Raw genomic sequence first — 18,399 nt, forward strand, 5'->3', positions numbered from 1 at the left:
GGGCCTGGGCGTGTCTTCCGCCGGTCGTGGACGATCTTTCACTGCCATTCTGCGACGGCGGTCCCACGGCCCGGACAGCGGGCGCCCCGTTCAGAGAGCCTTGTGCATGATGTGCAGCCCGACGTAGCCCTCGACCGGATGGTTGAAGCCCTCGGGCAGAGTCCCCAGAACCTCGAACCCGAGGGACCGGTACAGGCGTACGGCATGGACGTTCGTCGCCACCACGGCGTTGAACTGCATCGCCCGGAAACCGGCGGTGCGGGCCCAGTCCACGCTGTACTCGCACAGGGCCCTGCCCACACCCTTGCCCGAGTGGGCGGGGTCGACCATGTAGCTGGCGCTGGCGATGTGTGAGCCGTTACCCATGTGGTTCCGGTTCATCTTGGCCGTGCCCAGAACGGCACCGGACTCGTCGACCGCGACGACCGCACGGTTCGGCGCCGGCACGAGCCACCACTCCCGTGCGTCGTCCCTGGCGAGGTCGACGGGGTAGGTGAACGTCTCGCCCGCGGCAACGATTTCGTGGAAGAACGGCCAGATGGCGGGCCAGTCCTCGGTGGTGGCTTCCCTGATCAGCATGGGATCAGAATGCCTGTTCCCTTCGCGAGCCGCGAATCCATTGCCGAGCGCCGGGCGGGGCTACGGCGCGGTCGCCCTCCTGCGCAGCCCCAGTCTGGCCAGCAGCCGCGGCCTCGTTCCCCGTTCGGAGTTCAGCGCGCCCGGGCCCGTCGACGCGGGCGAATCCACCGACTCGGGCGGGTCCACCACCGCGCCTGTGTCCGGCGCCGCGCCGTCCGCCCGCGCCGGTGCGACCCGGCGGCCTCGATCCTCACCCGGGCGCGGAGCGGGCCTCGTCTCACGGGCCCGGTCCAGCTCCAGGGTCAGATTGACCCGCCGCCACAGAATCTCGTCCGGATCGTCGGCGAGCATCAACTGCGCCATGATCTCCCGCCCGCTCACGGACCCCGGGCGTCCGAAGACCGGTTCCGGCCTGACCCTGGCGAGGTAGGCGCGCTCGTACGGATCGTCGACCACCTCCGCGAGCTGGACCGGATCGAGCGCGGATGCCTGTACGGATGCGCGCACCCACGAATCCTCGGTGCCGCCCAGCAGCCGGTCGATCCTGCCCGTACGCCAGTTGCGCGCCCGCCAGTCGACGCCCGCCTCCAGCATCGTGCGCATGCCCACCGGACTCTTTCCCGCGAGGAGCCCCGGTTCACGAGCGGCGAACCGGGCGAGTTCCTCGGCGAGATAGAGCCACACCACCGCGCGGTAGCGGTTGAGGTAGAACGAGACCGGGGAGACGCAGCCCACCCTGGCGAGTCGCGTGAACCGGACGGGACTGATCCCGAGCAGTGCGGCCCCTTCCGCCGTCCCCACAGTGCGCACCCGGTCCCGCAACGCTTCGGGAAAACCGTCCTGCGCGCGCAGTCGGCCGATCTCCTCGCTGTGGACCCTCGGCCGCCCTCCGCCCTGCCCCGCCGTGACCGCGATCAGGCCGAGATGCACGGCCAACTCGAACTCACCGCGCCTGAGCTCCAGTTGTTGCGCGGCGCGGCCGGCCGCCACCGTGACCGCAACGCCTGCGCCCGCCTCTTCCGTACCACTTACGCCGTACCCGCGCGTCGCTTCCCTGACAGCCATGACCGTCCTCCCCCGTGAAGGCTCGAATACTCTGTGTGATCACCGTAGCCCGGAGGAGGCTGTCCCGGTTCGGCCTGTGGATAACTTCGCGGCCGAACGAAAGGAGCAGGTCAGAGGCGGATGGGGCCGTCGCCTCCGCCGTTGCGTATCCCGACGCCGAGATGCTCGCCCACCCGGTTCACGAGCAGGGTCATCTCGTAGGCGACCTGGCCGACATCGGCCTCGGCCGCACTCAGTACACACAGACAACTGCCTTCGCCCGCGGCCGTCACGAACAGCAGTGCCTCATCGAACTCCACCATGGTCTGCCGCGCCCGGCCCGCTCTGAAGTGCCGGCCCGATCCACGGGCCAGGCTGTGCAGACCCGACGACACGGCCGCGAGATGTTCGGCGTCCTCGCGTGCCAGGCCCGTGCTCGCCCCGGTCACGAGGCCGTCATTGGACAGCACCAATGCGTGCCGTACGTGTTCCACCCGGCCGGTCAGATCGTCAAGGAGCCAGTCAAGTCCCCGGTCCAACGCCATGCGCTCTTCCTCCCCGCTCATACGTTCCCCACATCGCGCGTAAGCCTTGCGTACCGCTCCCGTACGGGCAAGCGCCTCCCTTTCGTCGGGGCGCCGCTTCGCGCCACGCCCTTTCCCCGTCCGAGGATGGCTCCATGGCACACCACATGACACGAGACGAGTGGCATTCCTTCGTTTCCGAGGGCACACGCACAGCCAAGGTGTCGACCGTCCGGGCCGACGGAAGCCCGCACATCGCTCCCGTCTGGTTCCTGCTCGACGGTGACGATCTGGTCTTCAACACAGGCAAGGAGAGCGTGAAAGGCCGGAACATGGCGCGCGACGGCAGGGTGGCGCTGTGCATCGACGACGACCGTCCGCCTTTCGCGTTCGTCGTGCTCCAGGGGCATGTCGAACTCAGCGAGGACCCTGCCGAACTTCGTCACTGGGCGACCCGTATCGCCGCCCGCTACATGGGCCACGAGGCGGCAGAGGAGTTCGGCGCGCGCAATGGCGCTCCCGGCGAACTCGTCGTGCGCGTACGCGTGGACAAGGTGACGGCGATGGCCGCCGTCGCCGACTAGCGGCGGCCCTTCGCCGGCCTCCAGGCCCTAGCTGACCGAGTCGAGGAGCCGGGCCGTGTGCATGCGGCCCGCGTACTCGACCATACGGATCAGGACTTCTTTTCCGGAGTCGCGGTCGCGCGCGTCGCACAGCACGACCGGGGTGCCCTGGTCGAGGTCGAGAGCCCGGGACACGTCCTGCGCCCCGTAGGTGCGAGCGCCCGGGAAGCAGTTCACCGCGACGACGAAGGGGATGTGCCGGTGCTCGAAGTAGTCGACGGCCGGGAAGCAGTCCTCCAGGCGCCTGGTGTCGGCGAGAACCACTGCTCCGAGCGCACCCTGGGACAGCTCGTCCCAGAGGAACCAGAAGCGGTCCTGCCCCGGGGTGCCGAACAGATACAACGACAGTCCGGACCTGATGGTGATGCGGCCGAAGTCCATGGCCACGGTCGTGGTGGTCTTCTGGTCGACGCCACCGGTGTCGTCAACCGTCTGTCCGGCTTCACTGAGAAGCTCCTCGGTACGCAATGGCCTGATCTCACTCACGGCGCCGACCAGGGTCGTCTTCCCGACCCCGAATCCGCCGGCGACCAATATCTTCAGCGCGAGTGCGGTGGACTCGCCGCCTTCTTCCCCGTCCATGGTGTCAGCGTTTCCCACGTGCTCGGAGGGCATCGATCACTTCTCTCACGCATGAGCCTCAAGAGGCATAAGTGCTGGTCATGGTCATCTTGTCGAGCTCGGTCGAGCATCTTCGGGCATCGGCACGGGGACAGCATCGCAAGCAGGGGACCGACCCCGAGGGGTGTGATCGGTTTTGACCGATGAGGCTGAACGAAGTTTGCCAATTGCCCATGTGCGGTCGTAATTCGAAACGGGATGGTCGATTTTTCGCCAACAGGATGCCGTCGTCACAGAGCCCGGAGGCCGTCGATCACCTCGCGCAGAATCCGCTCGTTGGGCAGTTGGGCGGGAGGTACGGGGCGACTGACCCGTACCTGGCCCGCTTCGAGCAGATCACCGAGCAGCACCCGCACCACGCCGACCGGAAGGTCCGCGTCGGCGGCGAGTTCCGCGACCGACTGCGTCTCGCGGCGGCAGAGGGTGAACAGCGCCCGGTGTTCGGGGCCGAGAAGGGGCGGGTCGGCGGCGTCGGGTGGATCGTCGGCGATGTCGACGAGCGCGATCAGGTCGAAGCGCACCCCGCTGGGCCCCGGTTCGGTACGTCCGCCCGTCATGGCGTAGGGACGTACCAGGGGGCCGGCTTCGGCGTCGTACCACTGGCTGCCCGGCAGATCCTCCTCGTCCGCCTTCTCCCGTGCCGGGTACCGGGCGTGGGCCCCGAAGGGGCCGTGGGGCGAGTACGAGTGGTCGGGTTCCTCGGTCATGCGCACGTCTCCGTCCCGTCAGCCCGCCGTCGGGGGTCCGACGAGCCGCGGAGGGGTCCGCAGGTGCTCGCCGACACGTTTCACGAGGCGCGCCATCTCGTACGCGACCAGACCGATGTCGGCAGCGGCGGTGCTCAGCACCGCGAGGCACGATCCGTCTCCGGCCGCGGCCACGAAGAGGAAGCCGTCGTCCATCTCGACCATGGTCTGGCGCACTCCCCCGGCCCTGAAGTGCCGGCCCGCTCCCTTGGCGAGGCTGTGGAAGCCGGAGGCCACCGCGGCCAGGTGCTCGGCGTCCTCACGGCTGAGCGCGCTGGAGGCGCCGACGGCCAGGCCGTCGCTGGAGAGCACGACGACGTGCCGCACTTCGCCGACCCGCGTCACCAGATCGTCCAGCAGCCAGTCGAGTTCGCCGGAGCGACGCGCCCCCGCCGTCCATTCGTTCACGGTCATGCGTGGTCTCCTTCGATGGGCTGACGGGGCCCGGAGTCGGGCCGGTGCCTTGCGGGGGCGGCCTGCGGAGCCGTACGTCCTGGGGCGGGGCCGCCACCGCGGACCCATCCGTCGCGGTACGCGGTCATGCGGTCGCGGGCCTGTTCCGGGGTGCGTTCGGCGGGCTGCGAAGTGCCCTCGGCGCTGTCACGGGGCGGCGGCTCGGGGCGCGGCTCCTCGCGCAGTTGGGGGACGAGGTGGGCCTGCCGTACGCGACGGGGCAGGTCGCTGTCATCTCCCCCGTCCGGCAGGTCCGGCATGTCCGGCGCATGCGCGGGAGGTGTCCGGACGGCTGTGCGTTCCGACCGTTCCGACCCTTCCGACCGTTCCGTGAAGCGGGCGCGGCCCTGCCTGCTCTCGTCCACGGATCGCGGACGCTGCCGCTGCCGCAGGCTCGTGACGGGCGCCGAACCGGGGCCCGGTGCCGACTCGATGGCGGGGACGGCGACCGGGGCGGGGAACGCGGTGGGGCGCCGGCGCGCCGGGCCGGGGCCCGGGTCCGCACGGCCGGCGTCGTCCCGGTCCATCGTCGCTGTCGCGGGGCCGGGGCCCACCGCGGCGGGTGGCTCGGCCGCGGGCAGTCCGCTCGGCAGCAACGCGGTCGGTACGAGGACGACCGCGGTCGTACCCCCGTAGGGAGAGGTGCGCAGCTTCACCTTGATCCGGTGGCGGGCGGAGAGGCGGCTCACGACGAAGAGTCCGAGGCGGTCACTGTCGAAGAGGTCGAGGGTCTCGGACTCCTCGATCCTCCGGTTGGCCTGGGCGAGGAGTTCCCCGCCCATTCCCAGCCCCCGGTCCTCGATCTCCAGTGCGTAGCCGTTGCCCACGGGTTCGCCGCTGATCCGCACCTTGGTGTGCGGTGGCGAGAACTGTGCCGCGTTCTCGATGAGTTCGGCGAGGAGATGGGTCAGGTCGGCGACCGCGTCGCCCTTGACCGCCGCGTCGGGCAGCTGGCGCACCTCGACCCGCGCGTAGTCCTCGATCTCCGAGACGGCCGCGCGTACGACATTGGTCAGTGGTACGGGCATGCGCCAGGCGCGCCCGGGGGCCGATCCGGAGAGGATGATCAGGCTCTCGGCGTGGCGGCGCATGCGTGTGGTCAGGTGGTCGAGCCGGAAGAGGTCGCCCAGTTCGTTGGGGTCCTCGGCGCGGCGCTCCATGCCGTCCAGCAGGTTGAGCTGCCGGTGGACGAGGACCTGGCTGCGGCGGGCGAGGTTGACGAAGACTCCGGAGATGCCGCTGGCGAGTTCGGCGCGTTCGACGGCGGCGGTGAGGGCGGCACGGTGGACGGTGTCGAGCGCCTCGCCCACCTGGCCGATCTCGTCGTGCGACGACCGGCCGGGTGGCGCCTCGGCCTCGATGTCGAGCTCTTCTCCCTCCCGCAGACGCTGCATGGCGTGGGGCAGTTTGCGCCGGGCGATCTCCAGGGCGCTGTTGCGGAGGCTCACGAGCTCGACGACGAGCGCGCGGCCGATGCGTACGGAGATGACGAGCGAAGCGGCCACGGCGACGAACCCGAAGAGGACCGCAGCCCCGGCCGGACTGAGCAGCCCGCCGGCCAGCGGATCGGCGCGGTCGGCGGCGTGGCGTGCGGCGGCCGTCTCGATCGCGCGCAGTTCGGCTCGTACGTTCGCGGCGTTACGGCCCCACTCGGCGGCCGGGACCGCCTGTGCGGCCTTGCGGCCGGGCGCGGCGGCCAGCACCTTCTCCTCGGTCGCCTGGATCCCCCGGTAGGCGCGCCCGTCGGTGACGGATCGCCAGGTTTTGCCGGCGGCTGCGGGAAGGTCGGCGCCGGCCGTGTCGGCGAGGCTCCGGTGGCTCTCCACGGCGCCGGTGAACCGGCGGTGTGCGGGGCCGTCGAGGGTCCCGGTGAGTGCGGCCGTGGCGAGCAGTGCGTCTTCGCGGGACAGCATCTCGCCGGCCCGGTTCAGTTCGAGCAGGACGCGGGCGTCGGAGCCGAACTCGGCGTCCTGGATCCCGGTGAGCGCACCGGAGACACCGAACGCCGCCGTGATGGCCTCGGTGTACTGCGTGTACGCGGCGTCCTGGTCGGCGTCCGTGTCCCGGTCCCCGGTGTCGCGGGGCGGCGGCTCCAGGAGACGGGTGCGCAGCGCGCCGAGCGGCCGGGTGCGGTCCAGGAAGGTGGTGAGGCGCTCCGTGACTCCCGCCGGGAGTCCGCCCGCGTCTGCGACGGTGTGGTTGTCTCCGAGCCTGAGCGCGGCGAGCGCGGTGTCGGTCTGCCGGGACTGCTGCCGCAGTTCGGCGGCGTGGCCCCGGTCGGGTGCGACGAGTTGGCGCAGCGCCGCCTTGCGTTCGGCCTGGAGTGCGTCGACGGCGCCCGAGACCGGTCCCCGCACGGTGGCGTCGACGCGCTGCAACTGGCGCAGACGGGCCACGTCCTGGGCAGTGGTCACCGTGGCGAATCCCCAGAGGGCGAGCAGCGACACGACGGGCACCATGAGCAACGAGATGATCTTGGCCCGTACGGTCCGGGGGCGCAGGGACAGGCGGCGTGGCTCGGGCCCTTCGTCGGACGGGGGCGCCCATGTCTCCCGCTCGTGTCGTTCGTCGGCCGGCGGCCCCGCGTGCGCGCGCCGTCCGCGCGTCGGGGGCGCGGGCCGGTCGGCGGGCGGGCCGGTCTCCGGGGTCGTGCGGGGTGGGCGCATGGCCTCCTCGTTCCGGTGTGAGCTCTTTGTGACACGTGGTGCGGGTGGTGGCCCGCCGCTTCCGGGTGACGCGGTGCGGCCGGGCGTGAGATGCGGGTGCGGTGCCCGGCGGGTGTCAGGGGGCCGGGGCAGCTTGTGCTTCCGCGGGGTTGCGTACGGGTTCGGCGGGCGCCGCGCCCGACCTTTCGGCCGAGGCGTAGGCGGCTCGCTCCCGGTCCGTGGGCGACAGGGCGACGAAGGCCGAGGTGAGGAAGAGGTAGGAGCCGAGGCCGACGGCGAGCGGGAAGATGAACTGCATGACCGTGGCCCCGGGCAACTGGCTGCCGGACGGGACGACCCCCACGTCGACGGCGAACATTCCGGTGTAGTGCATGCTGCTGACCGCCGCACCCATGACGAGGGAGGCGAGGGCAACGGCACCCGGGGTCTTGATGTTGAGCGCTGCCCACAGTGCGGCTGTCGCGGCGACGACGGCGATGACCACGGAGAGCGTCACCAGGAGCGGGTCGTACCGGATCGTGCCGTGCAGCCGCAGCGCGGCCATGCCGATGTAATGCATGCTGGCGACGCCGAGTCCGGTGGTGAGCCCTCCGATCAGCAGCGCCTGGGGCCGGCCCCGGCCGTATCCGACGGCGAAGACCCCGACCCCGACCACCACCATCGCGACGAGCAGGCTGAGCAGGGTGAGCGGCACGTTGTAGCGGATGTCGGTGCCGGTGACACCGAATCCGAGCATGGCGACGAAGTGCATCGTCCAGATGCCGGTGCCGATGGCGGAGGCCGCGGTGAGCAGCCAGTTGCGACGCGACCGGCCGCTCGCGTTGAGCGCGCGCACGGTGCAGCGCAGTCCGAGCGCGGCTCCGATGCATGCCATCGCGTACGACAGTGCGGGTGTAAGCCAGCCGAAGGTGGCGTGGTCCAGGTGTCCCATGAATCGGGGACGCTAGTCCGCCCGGGGGCGCACGCCAGGGGCGCAGTTCGAAAGCAGTTGAAATATGACAGAGAGATGTTCCCGAACGATCGCGCAGCGCTCGAACGTGCACACAACTTCTGACCGTTTCGTTCACTTGGGGACTGCGCGATCATGTGCGTATGACTGACGACCGCACACACGTGCAGGACTTCTTCGCCGCCCGGGCCGCCGGCTGGGACAGCCGCTTTCCCGATGACGGCCCGGCGTACACGGCCGCCGTCGAAACGCTCGGGCTGCGGCGGGGCGACGCCGTTCTCGATGCCGGCTGCGGTACGGGGCGCGCCCTGGCCGCACTGCGCGAGGCGGTCGGTCCCGGAGGCACGGTCCTGGGCGCGGATCTCACACCCGCCATGCTGGACACCGCGGTCCGGGCCGGACGCGACCGCAGCGGCGCCCTGCTGCTCGCGGACGTCGCACAACTGCCGCTGCGGGACCGGTCGCTCGACGCGGTGTTCGCGGCCGGTCTGATCTCGCATCTCGCACAGCCCGGGCCGGGGCTCCGGGAGCTTGCGCGCGTGGTGCGGCCGGGCGGGCAGCTGACTCTGTTCCACCCGCTCGGCCGGGCCGCGCTCGCGGCGCGTCACGGCCGCCCGATCACCGACGACGACCTGCGGGCGGAGCCGAGGCTCGGTCCCCTGCTGGCCGCTTCGGGGTGGCGCATGGACACGTACGTCGACGAGGACGAGCGCTTCCTCGTCCGTGCGGTACGTGTCGGCTGACCTTCCGCGTCACGTGTATCACGAGTGACGCGTCACTCCTCACTCGAAGCGTTCGGCAATCGCTCCCACCAGTGCGTCGGGCCGGTCGAACATGATGTTGTGCCCCGCACCTGGAACAGTGAGCACCCGTACGCCCGAGGCCATGAGCCCGTCCGCGCCAAGGAGTTCACCGCTCAGGGCGCCTTGCAGATAGATCCGGTCCGCCGTCGACTCCGTGAGCATGCGCCGCATGGTGGGATCGGTGCCACGCATCAGCGCGGTGGCGGTGCGGTGCAGGGCCAGGGGGTCCGCGAGCCGCATCGTGGCCGCCCACGTAGGACCGACGCGCTCCAGCACACGGGCGAAACCTCCCCCGTGCACGAAGTCCTCCTCCGTCCACGAACCGATGCCGCTGCCTCCGGTCGTCCCCGGCGGGTACGGGTCGAGGTTGGCCTCGGTCAGCACCAGGCGCGCGACCAGGTCGGGCCGCCGGTGCGCGAGTACGACGGCAACCGCACCACCCATGCTGTGGCCGACCAGCTCCGCGCCCCGCACACCGGCTGCGCCCAGCACGGCGGCCAGCGCGTCGGCGTGATCCTCCAGGGTGTACGCGAAGTCCGCGGGACGGTCACTGATGCCGTGTCCCGGCAGGTCGACGAAGAGCGAGCGCCGCCCCGCGAGCGCAGCGTCGGCGGCGATATGGGCGTGATAGACGGCGGACGTCGCTCCGAGACCGTGAACATAGACGGTCGCCCTCCCGCCACCACCCGGCCGCGCCACCGACTCAGTCCACCGGATCCTGCTGCCGTGCGCGTCGAACTTCGCCTCGTACATCGGCCCTCTCCCTCTGCATCGGACGCACACAATACCTCGGTGTCGATGTATAGCGCCATCGCAGTATGACGTCAGCGATGTACGCCGCCGTGCGGCAGAATGCGGGCATGCTGGAGCTCGCCATCCTCGGATTCCTGTACGCCTCCCCGCTGCACGGCTACGAGCTGCGTAAACGCATCACGGCCCTCACCGGGCATGTGCGGCCGGTCGCGGAGAGCACCCTCTATCCGGCGATCAAGCGGCTGGAGAAGTCGGGACTGCTGGCCCGGGAGACGCAGCCGGGCTCCACGGCGGCCCCTCGCCATGTGCTCACGCTGACGGACGAGGGCAGGGCGGAGCTGCTCCGACGGCTCGCGGGGCCCGCACGCGGGGACATCACCGACGAGAACCGCTGGTTCGTACTCCTGGCGTTCCTCCGGCATCTGCCGGACGCGGCTGCTCAGGCGGACGTGCTGCGGCAGCGGCTGGCGTTCCTCGAAGAGCCCGCGAGCTTCTTCTACGAGGGAGACCGGCCGCTGCGCGCGGAGGAACTGGACGATCCGTTCCGCCGGGGCGTCCTCACGATCGCCCGGGCGACGACGGAAGCGGAACTGCGGTGGCTGCGCGGCACGCTGGAGTCACTCGACGGGCGCGTCTGACCCCCGCAGGTGCGCGACAGGGCAGCCACGAACGCCCGGGGTCGGGAACGTACCGAGCGCCCCGACCTGGTAGCCGTTCGGGTATCCCTTGATCTCCGGATTGAGGCGGGCGTAGTGCGCCGTGGAACGGGGCGGCAGGAGACGTACCGCCCGGGCGCGCAGGCGCAGCGCCGCGCGGGTCAGCCCGCGGGCGACGGCACTCGGCCTCTCGTAACGGAAAGCTCGTAGCAGCGAGTCGTCCAGGAGGGCGAGGCTGGCCCCGCGCGCGACGCGGGAGAGGGGCCTCGGGTACCAGGAGGCCATCAGCGCGAGGGTGGCGTCGGACACCTCGCGCGCGCCCTCGTCCCAGCCGAAGTGCGCGTCCTCGTAGTCGTCGAGTGTGCGCTCGAACTCCTCGTACGTCTGCGGCACCTCCTTGATGCCCATGTGGGCGCCGAGCGTGCGGTAGTAGGCGGCGAAAGCCTTCAGTTCGTGGCCGGAGAGCCGACGCCATCCGTAGCTGTCGAGCCAGCGCTTCGGCGTAACGACGAAAGTGCACAGCACGTAGCGCATGTCGTCGTTGCTGATGTCGTAACTGCGGTGCATCTGGTTGATCCGCCGGACGGCGGTGCGTCCCGCCTCGCTGGTGAATCCGTGCTCGACGACGGTGTCCAGGAGGAGTGCCGTGTCGTCGTATCTCTTCTGCGAACGGTCGGTCAGTTCTGCCGTCTCCGCCAGCAGCCGCCCGATACTGGGCACGGCGTAGGTGCGGTAGAGGGCGAGTTCGAGTGCGCGTGTGATGTCCCAGGGGAACTCGAAGGCCGCGGTCAGCCGGTAGATCTCCAGGAACTCCCGCTCCGGGTCCAGTTGCTGAATCTCCTTCAGCCGGTCGTACCGCTTCGCCATGCTGTCCCCCTTCTTGGGCCGCTCGTCCCACCTTGCGAGGAGACCGGCGGCGCGGCTGCTCACGCGGGACATGTTCCTCCGCAGCACCTCCATTGTCAGGGCCTCGACGATGCGGTTACCGACTGGTTAAGGTGCGCCGACAGATCAAGCCATGACGAGAACGAGGAGGGCGCTGTGGCCGGGACGCAAGACACGGTCGCCGACGACGACGCACTCTATGTGCTGACCGCGGTGCTGTTGACGCCCGCGCAGTTCCCGAGTGTGTTGGGTGACGACTACGTGGCCGCGTGCGGTGCGCTGGCCCTTGAGCCGTTCGCCGAGGGGTACGGCCTGGTCCTGGGCCAGGACGGCGACGGGGCTCGTTGGACCGTGGTCGTCGACGACGTCTCGCTGGTCGCGGTGGCCATCGCCTCCTGGGACTGCGGCATGGAGTACGACCTCTCGCCCGACGACCGCTCGGTGGTCTGCGCGCTGCCGGGCTGGCCGCTCGCGGTCGCGGTCGCCGCGCCCGGCGTGCCCGCCCCGCACGATCCGCTGCCCGACCCTGAGGCGGGAGGCGAGGAGCCGGCCCCGCTGACCCCGCCGGACACGGAGACCTGGGGGCCCGCGCAGCGGCGCCTGGGAGCGGACGAGGTCGCCTCGCAGTGGGCGGCCTGGCGCGAGCAGATCGACGACGAGCCCAACGCGGAGGACAACGCGGGGAACGACGCGAAGAACCACGTAGAGAACGACGCGGGGAACGACGCGGAGAACAGCGGCTCCGCGCCCTCCGGCCGGCATCCCGGTATCCGGAGAGTTCTCGACGAAGCGCGTGCCTATGCCGCCGCTCCGCCTCCGCCCGGCCGCATCCGGTCCGCCTTCGCACCGGGCGACGCCCGCACCCTGCGCGTCGACGGTCCGGGCTGGTCCCTGGTCGCCAGGACCGACGACATCGCGTTCGTCCTGCTGGACGAGGAACCGGGTGAGGTGCTGCCGATCGGACGCGGGCCCGAGCTGCCCGGCCTGCTGAAGACGCTGGACGACATGGCCGTCCGCCCGGCCTGAGACCGCGCCCCGCAGCCGACGACGGAAGGTCGCACCGCCCCGCCATGTGCGCGCCCAAGCGCCGCCCGCGGGGCGGGCGGCGCAGCGGCGGGGGCTACCGGCGCCGGGTCAGCGTCCTATCTCCTTGCGGCCGACCCTGCGGATCCTGCGTCGCTGGGACGGGTCCAGCATCAGATAACCCACTGCGGGCACCCCGATCAGCACGAGCAGGGTCCACCAGAATCCGATGAGCGGCCACAGGATGGCTGCCGCGACGACTCCCCCGATGGCGATCTTTGCACCGTTGGACATGGTCCACGCCTCCTTCGCGGCCGGAGCCGCTCCTGCTGTGAGAACGCATCTACGCGTCCATCGGTTCCTGGGAACCGCCGCCTATCGCAGCGGTTCGCCGACCTCGTGCATGTGTGTCAGCGCTTGCCGGTAGGACTCGATGAGTCCAGTCTCCGCGTAAGGCATGCCGATCGCCTGGCAGTGGGCCTTGACCAGGGGCTGGGCGAGGCGGAGGTGGGGGCGGGGCATGCTCGGGAAGAGGTGGTGCTCGATCTGGTAGTTCAGCCCGCCGAGGAACCAGTCGGTGAGGACGGAGCCGCGGACGTTGCGCGAGGTGAGTACCTGGCGCTGGAGGTGGCCCCAGCGGTCGCCGTCCGGGTCGGGCATCTCCATGCCCTTGTGGTTCGGCGCGAAGGCCATGCCCAGGTGGAGGCCGAACAGCGCGTGGTGCACGAGGGCGAAGACGACGGCCTTGCCGAGCGACATGGTGGTCAGGAGCAGTGTCGCGTACAGAGCGAGGTGGCTGACCATCAGTACGCCCGATACGGCCCTGTCACGCACGGGCTGGTTGCGCAGGAACTGGAAGCCGGAGATCTTGAGGGCGATGCCTTCGAGCAGCAGCATCGGGAAGAAGAGCCGCGCCTGGTTGCGCGTGAGCCAGCGTGCGAAGCCTTCTCGCTGTGCCGCCTGCTTCTGCGTCCACACGAGCGCCCCGACGCCGACGTCGGGGTCCTTGTCTATGTGGTTGGGGTTGGCGTGGTGGCGATTGTGCTTGTCGTTCCACCATGCCTCGTTCATTCCGAGGAGCAGGTTGGAATGGACCAGCCCGATGTTCCGGCTCGCCTTGCGGTTGCCCGATATCTGGGAGTGGCCGGCGTCGTGCCCGACGAAGGCCATCCGGGACCACACGAGGGCCAGCGGCAGCGCCAGGAGCAGGGACCACCAGGTGTTGCCGAGGAGGACCAGACCGGTGATCACGGCTCCGAGTGCGACGAAGTTGACCGCGATGCCCGCCGCGTACCAGCCGGTACGACGCTCCAGGAGTCCCTGGCTCTTGACGGCCCGCAGGAGGGGCGCGAAATCGCTCCCGGTGGTCCCGGAACCAGTGGAGCTGCCGAGGCTCGCGGAGTCGCCCGGCACCTCCGCTCCGTCGCGAGCGTGTTCAGCAACGGTGGCTACCGCCTGGGGCATGACGTCTCCGGTCTCTGGGCATCTGCTCTGACCTCATGAAACGTACGGATGGGAGGCCCGTGGCAGCCATGGCGCCACCACCCGGCCATACCGGGGGCATGCCCCCGGCACCGGTGGTGGTGCTGGCTACACCACGAGTCCCTGAAGGCAGAAATGAGTGACCTGAATCACAGCGCATTTCTCCCGGAAGGTGCTTCGGGTGGAGTACCCTCGGCGACCCCGGCCCCACTAGTCAAATTTGAGGAATCTGACATCGCTGTGCACAGGCTTCCTGCGGCAACGCTTTCCGAGATCTCTGAACTGTCCCGCTGCTCCGCAGTCTTCCTCCCCGCAGATCCGGCCCGTACCGGCCTGATCGCGTTCTGGAACCCGGACGGTAGCACCCCTCCCGCGGCCCCCGGGATTCCGCGGGAACTGACCGTCGTCGGGGCGGACGCCGAACCGTACGCGGTACCGGCGCTGCTCCTGTCCGTACGGGAGGCTCTTCCGGTACTCACGCGGGCGCGGGCGAGCGGACACGCCTCCCCCGCCACCGCGTTCTGGGGCGCCGCCGCCCTGCTTGCACTGCAATTGGGCGCCCGTGGACTGCTCCTGCCGGGGCTGAGCGCCACCGACCACGACGCCTGGCGGGCCGGCCCGCTGACGGCAGAGGACTTCGAACGGATCCGGACGCTCGCCGCGGCGATGCCGCCCACCGCCCACGCCGTGCCGCTCGACGAGTCGGCCGAGCCTGTCCTGCTGCCAGAACCGGAAGGGCTCCTGCGCGCATTCCTGGACGCCGTGGCCGACAGCCTTCCGCGTACCCCCGCCGCCGCGCTCGCCACCGGCAGCCCTGCCTTCACGGCCGATGAGCCACAGAAATGTGCTGATCAGCGCGGGTGGGCGGCCGATGTGGCGGCCGGCCACGACGCGGGCGTACGACTGTCCCTGCGGATCGAAGTCTCCGGTATCGGGAAGCCGTCGGAAAGCACGAGCGGAATGGGAGACGGGGCAGCCGCCGGGCCGTCGTTCCGCGCCGTTCTGCAGATCCACAGCGTCAGCGATCCCACGCTCGTCGCCGATGCGGCGGACGTCTGGGCAGGCACCGCTCCGACGGCCGCGGCCTTCGGCCCACGGGCCCGGATGGACGCCCTCCTCGCGCTGCGCCGCGCCGCGCGCGCCTGGCCTCCGCTGACGCCGCTGCTGTCCGCCGCGGTACCGGACTCCGTCGACCCCGCGGACGAGGAGATCGCCGAACTGCTGGGGCCCGCCGCTCGGGCGCTCGCGGCGACCGGCGTCCAGGTCCACTGGCCCAAGGAGCTGGCCCGCAAGCTCACGGCACGCGCGGTGATCGGTCCCGTGGACCCCCACGAGACCGGGGACGGCCAGGACGGCGCCAAAGGGCCTGTCCGCACGGCGTCGGACACCCCCTCCTTTCTCTCCGCCGACGCACTGCTCGCCTTCGACTGGTCATTCGCCCTCGGGGACCAGAAGCTCACCCGGGAGGAGCTCGACCGCCTCGCGGAAGCCGGCAGACCGGTCGTCCGGCTGCGCGATCAGTGGGTACTCATCGACCCGGAGGAGGCCCGGCGCGCCCGCGAGACCCAGGACCGCAAGGTCACTCCCATCGACGCGCTCGGCGCCGCACTGACCGGTTCCACCGAGGTCGACGGGCGCCGGGTCGAGGTCGCGGCGACCGGCTGGCTCCAGCAGCTGCGGGACCGGCTGGCCGATCCGGAGTCGGGCCGGAACCAGACGGTCGGCCAGCCCCCCGCTCTCACCGCGACATTGCGCGACTACCAATTGCGCGGTCTGAACTGGCTGAACACCATGACGTCCCTCGGTCTTGGCGGCTGTCTCGCCGACGACATGGGGCTGGGCAAGACCATCACGCTGATCGCGCTGCACCTGCACCGCCAGGGCGTCGATTCCGCCGCCGGGCCGACGCTGGTGGTGTGCCCCACCTCCCTGATGGGCAACTGGCAGCGGGAGATCGAGAAGTTCGCCCCCGGTACGCCGGTACGCCGCTTCCACGGCGCTTCACGGTCCCTTGAGGGGCTGGCCGACGGCGAGTTCGTCCTCACCACGTACGGCACGATGCGGCTCGACGCGCCACGGCTCGCCGGGACCGACTGGGGCATGGTCGTCGCGGACGAGGCCCAGCACGTCAAGAACCCGTACTCCGCGACCGCGAAACAACTGCGGACCATCGGAGCGCGGGCGCGCGTCGCGCTCACCGGAACCCCCGTGGAGAACAACCTCTCCGAGCTGTGGGCCATCCTCGACTGGACGACCCCTGGCCTCCTGGGCCGGCTGGGTACCTTCCGTACCCGCTACGCGAGCGCGGTCGAGGGCGGCAACGACCCGGGAGCCGCCGAACGGCTCGCCACGCTGGTGCGCCCGTTCCTCCTGCGGCGCCGCAAGTCCGACCCGGGCATCGCCCCGGAGCTTCCGCCGAAGACCGAGACCGACCGTGCGGTGTCGCTGACCGCCGAACAGACCGGGCTGTACGAGGCCGTGGTACGGGAGACGCTGGCCGAGATCTCCGGCTCCGACGGCTTCGCGCGACGCGGCCTCGTCATGAAGCTGCTGACCGCGCTCAAACAGATCTGCAACCACCCGGCGCAGTATCTCAAGGAGGAGCGGCCCCGGATCGCGGACCGGTCGGGGAAGGTCGAGCTGCTCGACGAGCTCCTCGACACGATCCTCGTCGAGGACGCGAGCGTGCTGGTGTTCACCCAGTACGTGCAGATGGCCCGGCTGCTGGAACAGCACCTGGCGGTGCGCGGCGTGCGTACCCAGTTCCTGCACGGTGGTACGCCGGTCGCGGAGCGGGAGGCCATGGTCAACCGGTTCCAGGCGGGCGAGGCACCGGTCTTCCTGCTGTCGCTGAAGGCGGCCGGTACGGGACTGAACCTGACCAGAGCAGGTCATGTCGTGCACTTCGACCGCTGGTGGAACCCCGCCGTCGAGGCCCAGGCCACCGACCGTGCGTACCGGATCGGCCAGACCCAGCCGGTGCAGGTGCACCGGCTGATCGCCGAGGGGACCATCGAGGACCGGATCGCCGACATGCTGGCCCGCAAGCAGGGCCTCGCGGACTCGGTGCTCGGTTCCGGCGAGACGGCGCTCACCGAACTGACCGATGCGGAACTGGCCGATCTGGTGGAACTGCGAGGGGGCGCCCGATGAACAACCGATACGAGGCGGACGACGACTACGAGGAGCAGGGCAGCCACGGGCAGGAGGGGCAGGGCATCCCGGCGGGACAGGAACCGGAACGCACCTTCGCCGCCCTGCCGCCCTCCCCGGGCCGCGGCTTCGCGACGTCCTGGTGGGGCCAGGCATGGCTGAAGGCCCTCGAGGACACGGCACTCGACGGTCAGCAGCTCAAGAAGGGGCGCCGGCTGGCCCGCGAGGGCAGGGTCGGCGCGGTCTCCGTACGGCCCGGGCGGATCACCGCGGTCGTTCAGGACCGGGACTCGACCGCGTACCGCAGTGATGTGCTGCTCCAGCAGCTGAGCGAGGAGGAGTGGGACCGCTTCCTGGACATGGCTGTCGACCGGGCGGGGCACATCGCCGCGCTGCTCGACCGTGAGATGCCACCGCATCTGGTGGAGGACGCGGCGGCTGCCGGAGTGGATCTGCTGCCGGGGATCGGGGACCTGGAGCCGGAGTGCACCTGCGAGGCGTGGGACCACTGCCCGCACACGGGGGCGCTCTGCTACCAGGTGGCGCGGCTGCTGGACCAGGACCCGTTCGTCCTGCTCCTGATGCGTGGGCGCAGTGAGCGCCGGCTTCTCGACGAGCTCCAGGCCCGGAGTACCGCCCGGGCCGTGCGGGACGCGCCCGGTGCGCAGGAGGCGCGGGAACGGCCCGGGGCGGGTAGGCGGGCCGGTGTCGGGGCGCGGGAGGCGTTCGCCGCGCGGGACATCCTGCCGCCGCTGCCCGCCGTTCCCGTGCTGCCCTCGGAGCCGGGGCAGGCGCCGTCCCTGGACACCGAGGCCGGCCCGGCGCCGGGCATCGATCCGGCGGCGCTGGAGTTCTTGGTGACCGACAGCGCCGTACGTGCCTGCCGGCTGCTCGCGGAGGCGCTGGCCGACGGTCACGGACAGCAGCCGGTTCCAGGGGAGTTGACGGTCGCGCAGGACGCGGTGCGACTGGCCGCCGACAGCCGGCCCGAGTCGTGGATCACGGCCCGTATCGCCGCGGGAGCGGGGCGGCAGCGGGCCGACCTCGACGCGGCCGTGCGCGCCTGGCAGTACGGCGGGCCCGCCGCGCTCGCCGTCCTCGACGAGGAGTGGGAGCCGGACCCGGAGTCCCTGGCGCGGGCCCGCACGCAGCTCGCCGAGGCGTGGGAGGAGGGCGAGCGGCCACGGCTGAGGGCCGGACGCAGCCGGTGGACGGTCGCCGGCGCCGATGTTCAGCTCCGGTACGGGCCTGACGGGCGCTGGTGGCCGTACCGCAAGGAGCGGGGACGGTGGATGCCGGTGGGGCCTGCGGACAACGACCCGTCGGGGGCGCTGGCGGGTGCCCTGCCCGAGGCGTAACCGGAACCGGAACCGGCCTGACTGGTTGGAAGGGCGCGACCGGCCTCGGGACCGGCCGCGTCCTTCGCCGACAGCTGCTGC

At 71.0% G+C, this 18,399-nt stretch carries 18 protein-coding genes; 6 read left to right on the forward strand and 12 right to left on the reverse strand.

Annotated elements, in window-relative coordinates:
- Positions 1 to 90: 90 nt before the first annotated feature.
- The 3 genes from ACWGO0_RS23690 to ACWGO0_RS23700 all read right to left on the reverse strand — a co-directional run bounded on the left by ACWGO0_RS23690 (position 91) and on the right by ACWGO0_RS23700 (position 2,168).
- Positions 91 to 579, reverse strand: a complete 489-nt coding sequence (locus ACWGO0_RS23690; protein ID WP_453538403.1) for an N-acetyltransferase family protein — start codon at positions 577 to 579, stop codon at positions 91 to 93.
- 60 nt (positions 580 to 639) lie between these two features.
- A complete protein-coding gene (locus tag ACWGO0_RS23695) occupies positions 640 to 1,644 on the reverse strand; it encodes a DUF6397 family protein (RefSeq protein WP_453538406.1) in 1,005 nt (334 codons plus the stop codon).
- Positions 1,645 to 1,754: 110 nt separating this feature from the next.
- On the reverse strand, positions 1,755 to 2,168 hold the full coding sequence (locus tag ACWGO0_RS23700) for a roadblock/LC7 domain-containing protein (protein WP_453538408.1): 414 nt from the start codon (positions 2,166 to 2,168) through the stop codon (positions 1,755 to 1,757).
- A gap of 134 nt (positions 2,169 to 2,302) precedes the next feature.
- Between ACWGO0_RS23700 and ACWGO0_RS23705 the strand changes: the two genes are divergently transcribed.
- Positions 2,303 to 2,731, forward strand: coding sequence for a PPOX class F420-dependent oxidoreductase (locus tag ACWGO0_RS23705; RefSeq protein ID WP_453538411.1), 429 nt, complete (start codon positions 2,303 to 2,305; stop codon positions 2,729 to 2,731).
- A 27-nt stretch (positions 2,732 to 2,758) separates the two neighbouring features.
- On the opposite strand, the gene ACWGO0_RS23710 is transcribed toward ACWGO0_RS23705, so the two are convergent.
- The 5 genes from ACWGO0_RS23710 to ACWGO0_RS23730 all read right to left on the reverse strand — a co-directional run bounded on the left by ACWGO0_RS23710 (position 2,759) and on the right by ACWGO0_RS23730 (position 8,187).
- Positions 2,759 to 3,352, reverse strand: a complete 594-nt coding sequence (locus ACWGO0_RS23710; RefSeq protein ID WP_453538414.1) for a GTP-binding protein — start codon at positions 3,350 to 3,352, stop codon at positions 2,759 to 2,761.
- A 269-nt stretch (positions 3,353 to 3,621) separates the two neighbouring features.
- Entirely contained in the window at positions 3,622 to 4,098 is a 477-nt protein-coding gene (locus tag ACWGO0_RS23715; RefSeq protein WP_453538417.1) for a DUF742 domain-containing protein, read from the reverse strand.
- Between the two features lie 18 nt (positions 4,099 to 4,116).
- The gene (locus ACWGO0_RS23720; protein WP_453538420.1) at positions 4,117 to 4,551 is read right to left on the reverse strand and encodes a roadblock/LC7 domain-containing protein; all 435 of its coding nucleotides are present in this window, start codon (positions 4,549 to 4,551) and stop codon (positions 4,117 to 4,119) included.
- Positions 4,548 to 7,256: a nitrate- and nitrite sensing domain-containing protein gene (locus ACWGO0_RS23725; RefSeq protein ID WP_453538423.1), complete on the reverse strand. Its 2,709-nt coding sequence runs from the start codon at positions 7,254 to 7,256 to the stop codon at positions 4,548 to 4,550. The genes ACWGO0_RS23720 and ACWGO0_RS23725 overlap by 4 nt, the downstream gene beginning before the upstream one ends.
- A 115-nt stretch (positions 7,257 to 7,371) precedes the next feature.
- Positions 7,372 to 8,187 carry an MHYT domain-containing protein gene (locus ACWGO0_RS23730; protein ID WP_453538426.1) on the reverse strand — a complete coding sequence of 272 codons (816 nt, stop codon included), beginning with the start codon at positions 8,185 to 8,187 and terminating at the stop codon, positions 7,372 to 7,374.
- Between the two features lie 161 nt (positions 8,188 to 8,348).
- On the opposite strand from ACWGO0_RS23730, the gene ACWGO0_RS23735 reads away from it, so the two are divergent.
- Positions 8,349 to 8,948 (forward strand): class I SAM-dependent methyltransferase, encoded by a 600-nt coding sequence (locus ACWGO0_RS23735; protein WP_453538429.1) that lies wholly within the window; start codon positions 8,349 to 8,351, stop codon positions 8,946 to 8,948.
- A gap of 39 nt (positions 8,949 to 8,987) precedes the next feature.
- Here the strand turns inward: ACWGO0_RS23735 and ACWGO0_RS23740 are convergent, their stop codons facing one another.
- Positions 8,988 to 9,761, reverse strand: coding sequence for an alpha/beta fold hydrolase (locus ACWGO0_RS23740; RefSeq protein ID WP_453538432.1), 774 nt, complete (start codon positions 9,759 to 9,761; stop codon positions 8,988 to 8,990).
- 107 nt (positions 9,762 to 9,868) lie between these two features.
- Here ACWGO0_RS23740 and ACWGO0_RS23745 point away from each other — a divergent pair, with 107 nt between their 5' ends.
- The gene (locus ACWGO0_RS23745) at positions 9,869 to 10,399 is read left to right on the forward strand and encodes a PadR family transcriptional regulator (RefSeq protein ID WP_453538435.1); all 531 of its coding nucleotides are present in this window, start codon (positions 9,869 to 9,871) and stop codon (positions 10,397 to 10,399) included.
- On the opposite strand, the gene ACWGO0_RS23750 is transcribed toward ACWGO0_RS23745, so the two are convergent.
- On the reverse strand, positions 10,379 to 11,284 hold the full coding sequence (locus ACWGO0_RS23750; RefSeq protein WP_453538533.1) for an oxygenase MpaB family protein: 906 nt from the start codon (positions 11,282 to 11,284) through the stop codon (positions 10,379 to 10,381). The two genes, ACWGO0_RS23745 and ACWGO0_RS23750, sit on opposite strands and share 21 nt — an antisense overlap.
- 174 nt (positions 11,285 to 11,458) lie before the next feature.
- Between ACWGO0_RS23750 and ACWGO0_RS23755 the strand changes: the two genes are divergently transcribed.
- Positions 11,459 to 12,328 (forward strand): hypothetical protein, encoded by an 870-nt coding sequence (locus tag ACWGO0_RS23755; RefSeq protein ID WP_453538438.1) that lies wholly within the window; start codon positions 11,459 to 11,461, stop codon positions 12,326 to 12,328.
- A gap of 108 nt (positions 12,329 to 12,436) precedes the next feature.
- On the opposite strand, the gene ACWGO0_RS23760 is transcribed toward ACWGO0_RS23755, so the two are convergent.
- Together ACWGO0_RS23760 and ACWGO0_RS23765 are read right to left on the reverse strand one after the other, a co-directional pair.
- Positions 12,437 to 12,619, reverse strand: coding sequence for a hypothetical protein (locus ACWGO0_RS23760; protein WP_453538441.1), 183 nt, complete (start codon positions 12,617 to 12,619; stop codon positions 12,437 to 12,439).
- A gap of 81 nt (positions 12,620 to 12,700) precedes the next feature.
- Positions 12,701 to 13,789, reverse strand: a complete 1,089-nt coding sequence (locus ACWGO0_RS23765; RefSeq protein ID WP_453538444.1) for an acyl-CoA desaturase — start codon at positions 13,787 to 13,789, stop codon at positions 12,701 to 12,703.
- A gap of 258 nt (positions 13,790 to 14,047) precedes the next feature.
- On the opposite strand from ACWGO0_RS23765, the gene ACWGO0_RS23770 reads away from it, so the two are divergent.
- Positions 14,048 to 16,960: a DEAD/DEAH box helicase gene (locus tag ACWGO0_RS23770; RefSeq protein ID WP_453538447.1), complete on the forward strand. Its 2,913-nt coding sequence runs from the start codon at positions 14,048 to 14,050 to the stop codon at positions 16,958 to 16,960.
- Positions 16,957 to 18,318: an SWIM zinc finger family protein gene (locus ACWGO0_RS23775; RefSeq protein WP_453538450.1), complete on the forward strand. Its 1,362-nt coding sequence runs from the start codon at positions 16,957 to 16,959 to the stop codon at positions 18,316 to 18,318. Before ACWGO0_RS23770 ends, ACWGO0_RS23775 begins: the two co-directional genes overlap by 4 nt.
- The last annotated feature ends 81 nt before the right edge of the window (positions 18,319 to 18,399 follow it).

The organism is Streptomyces sp. NPDC055749 (assembly GCF_053617235.1).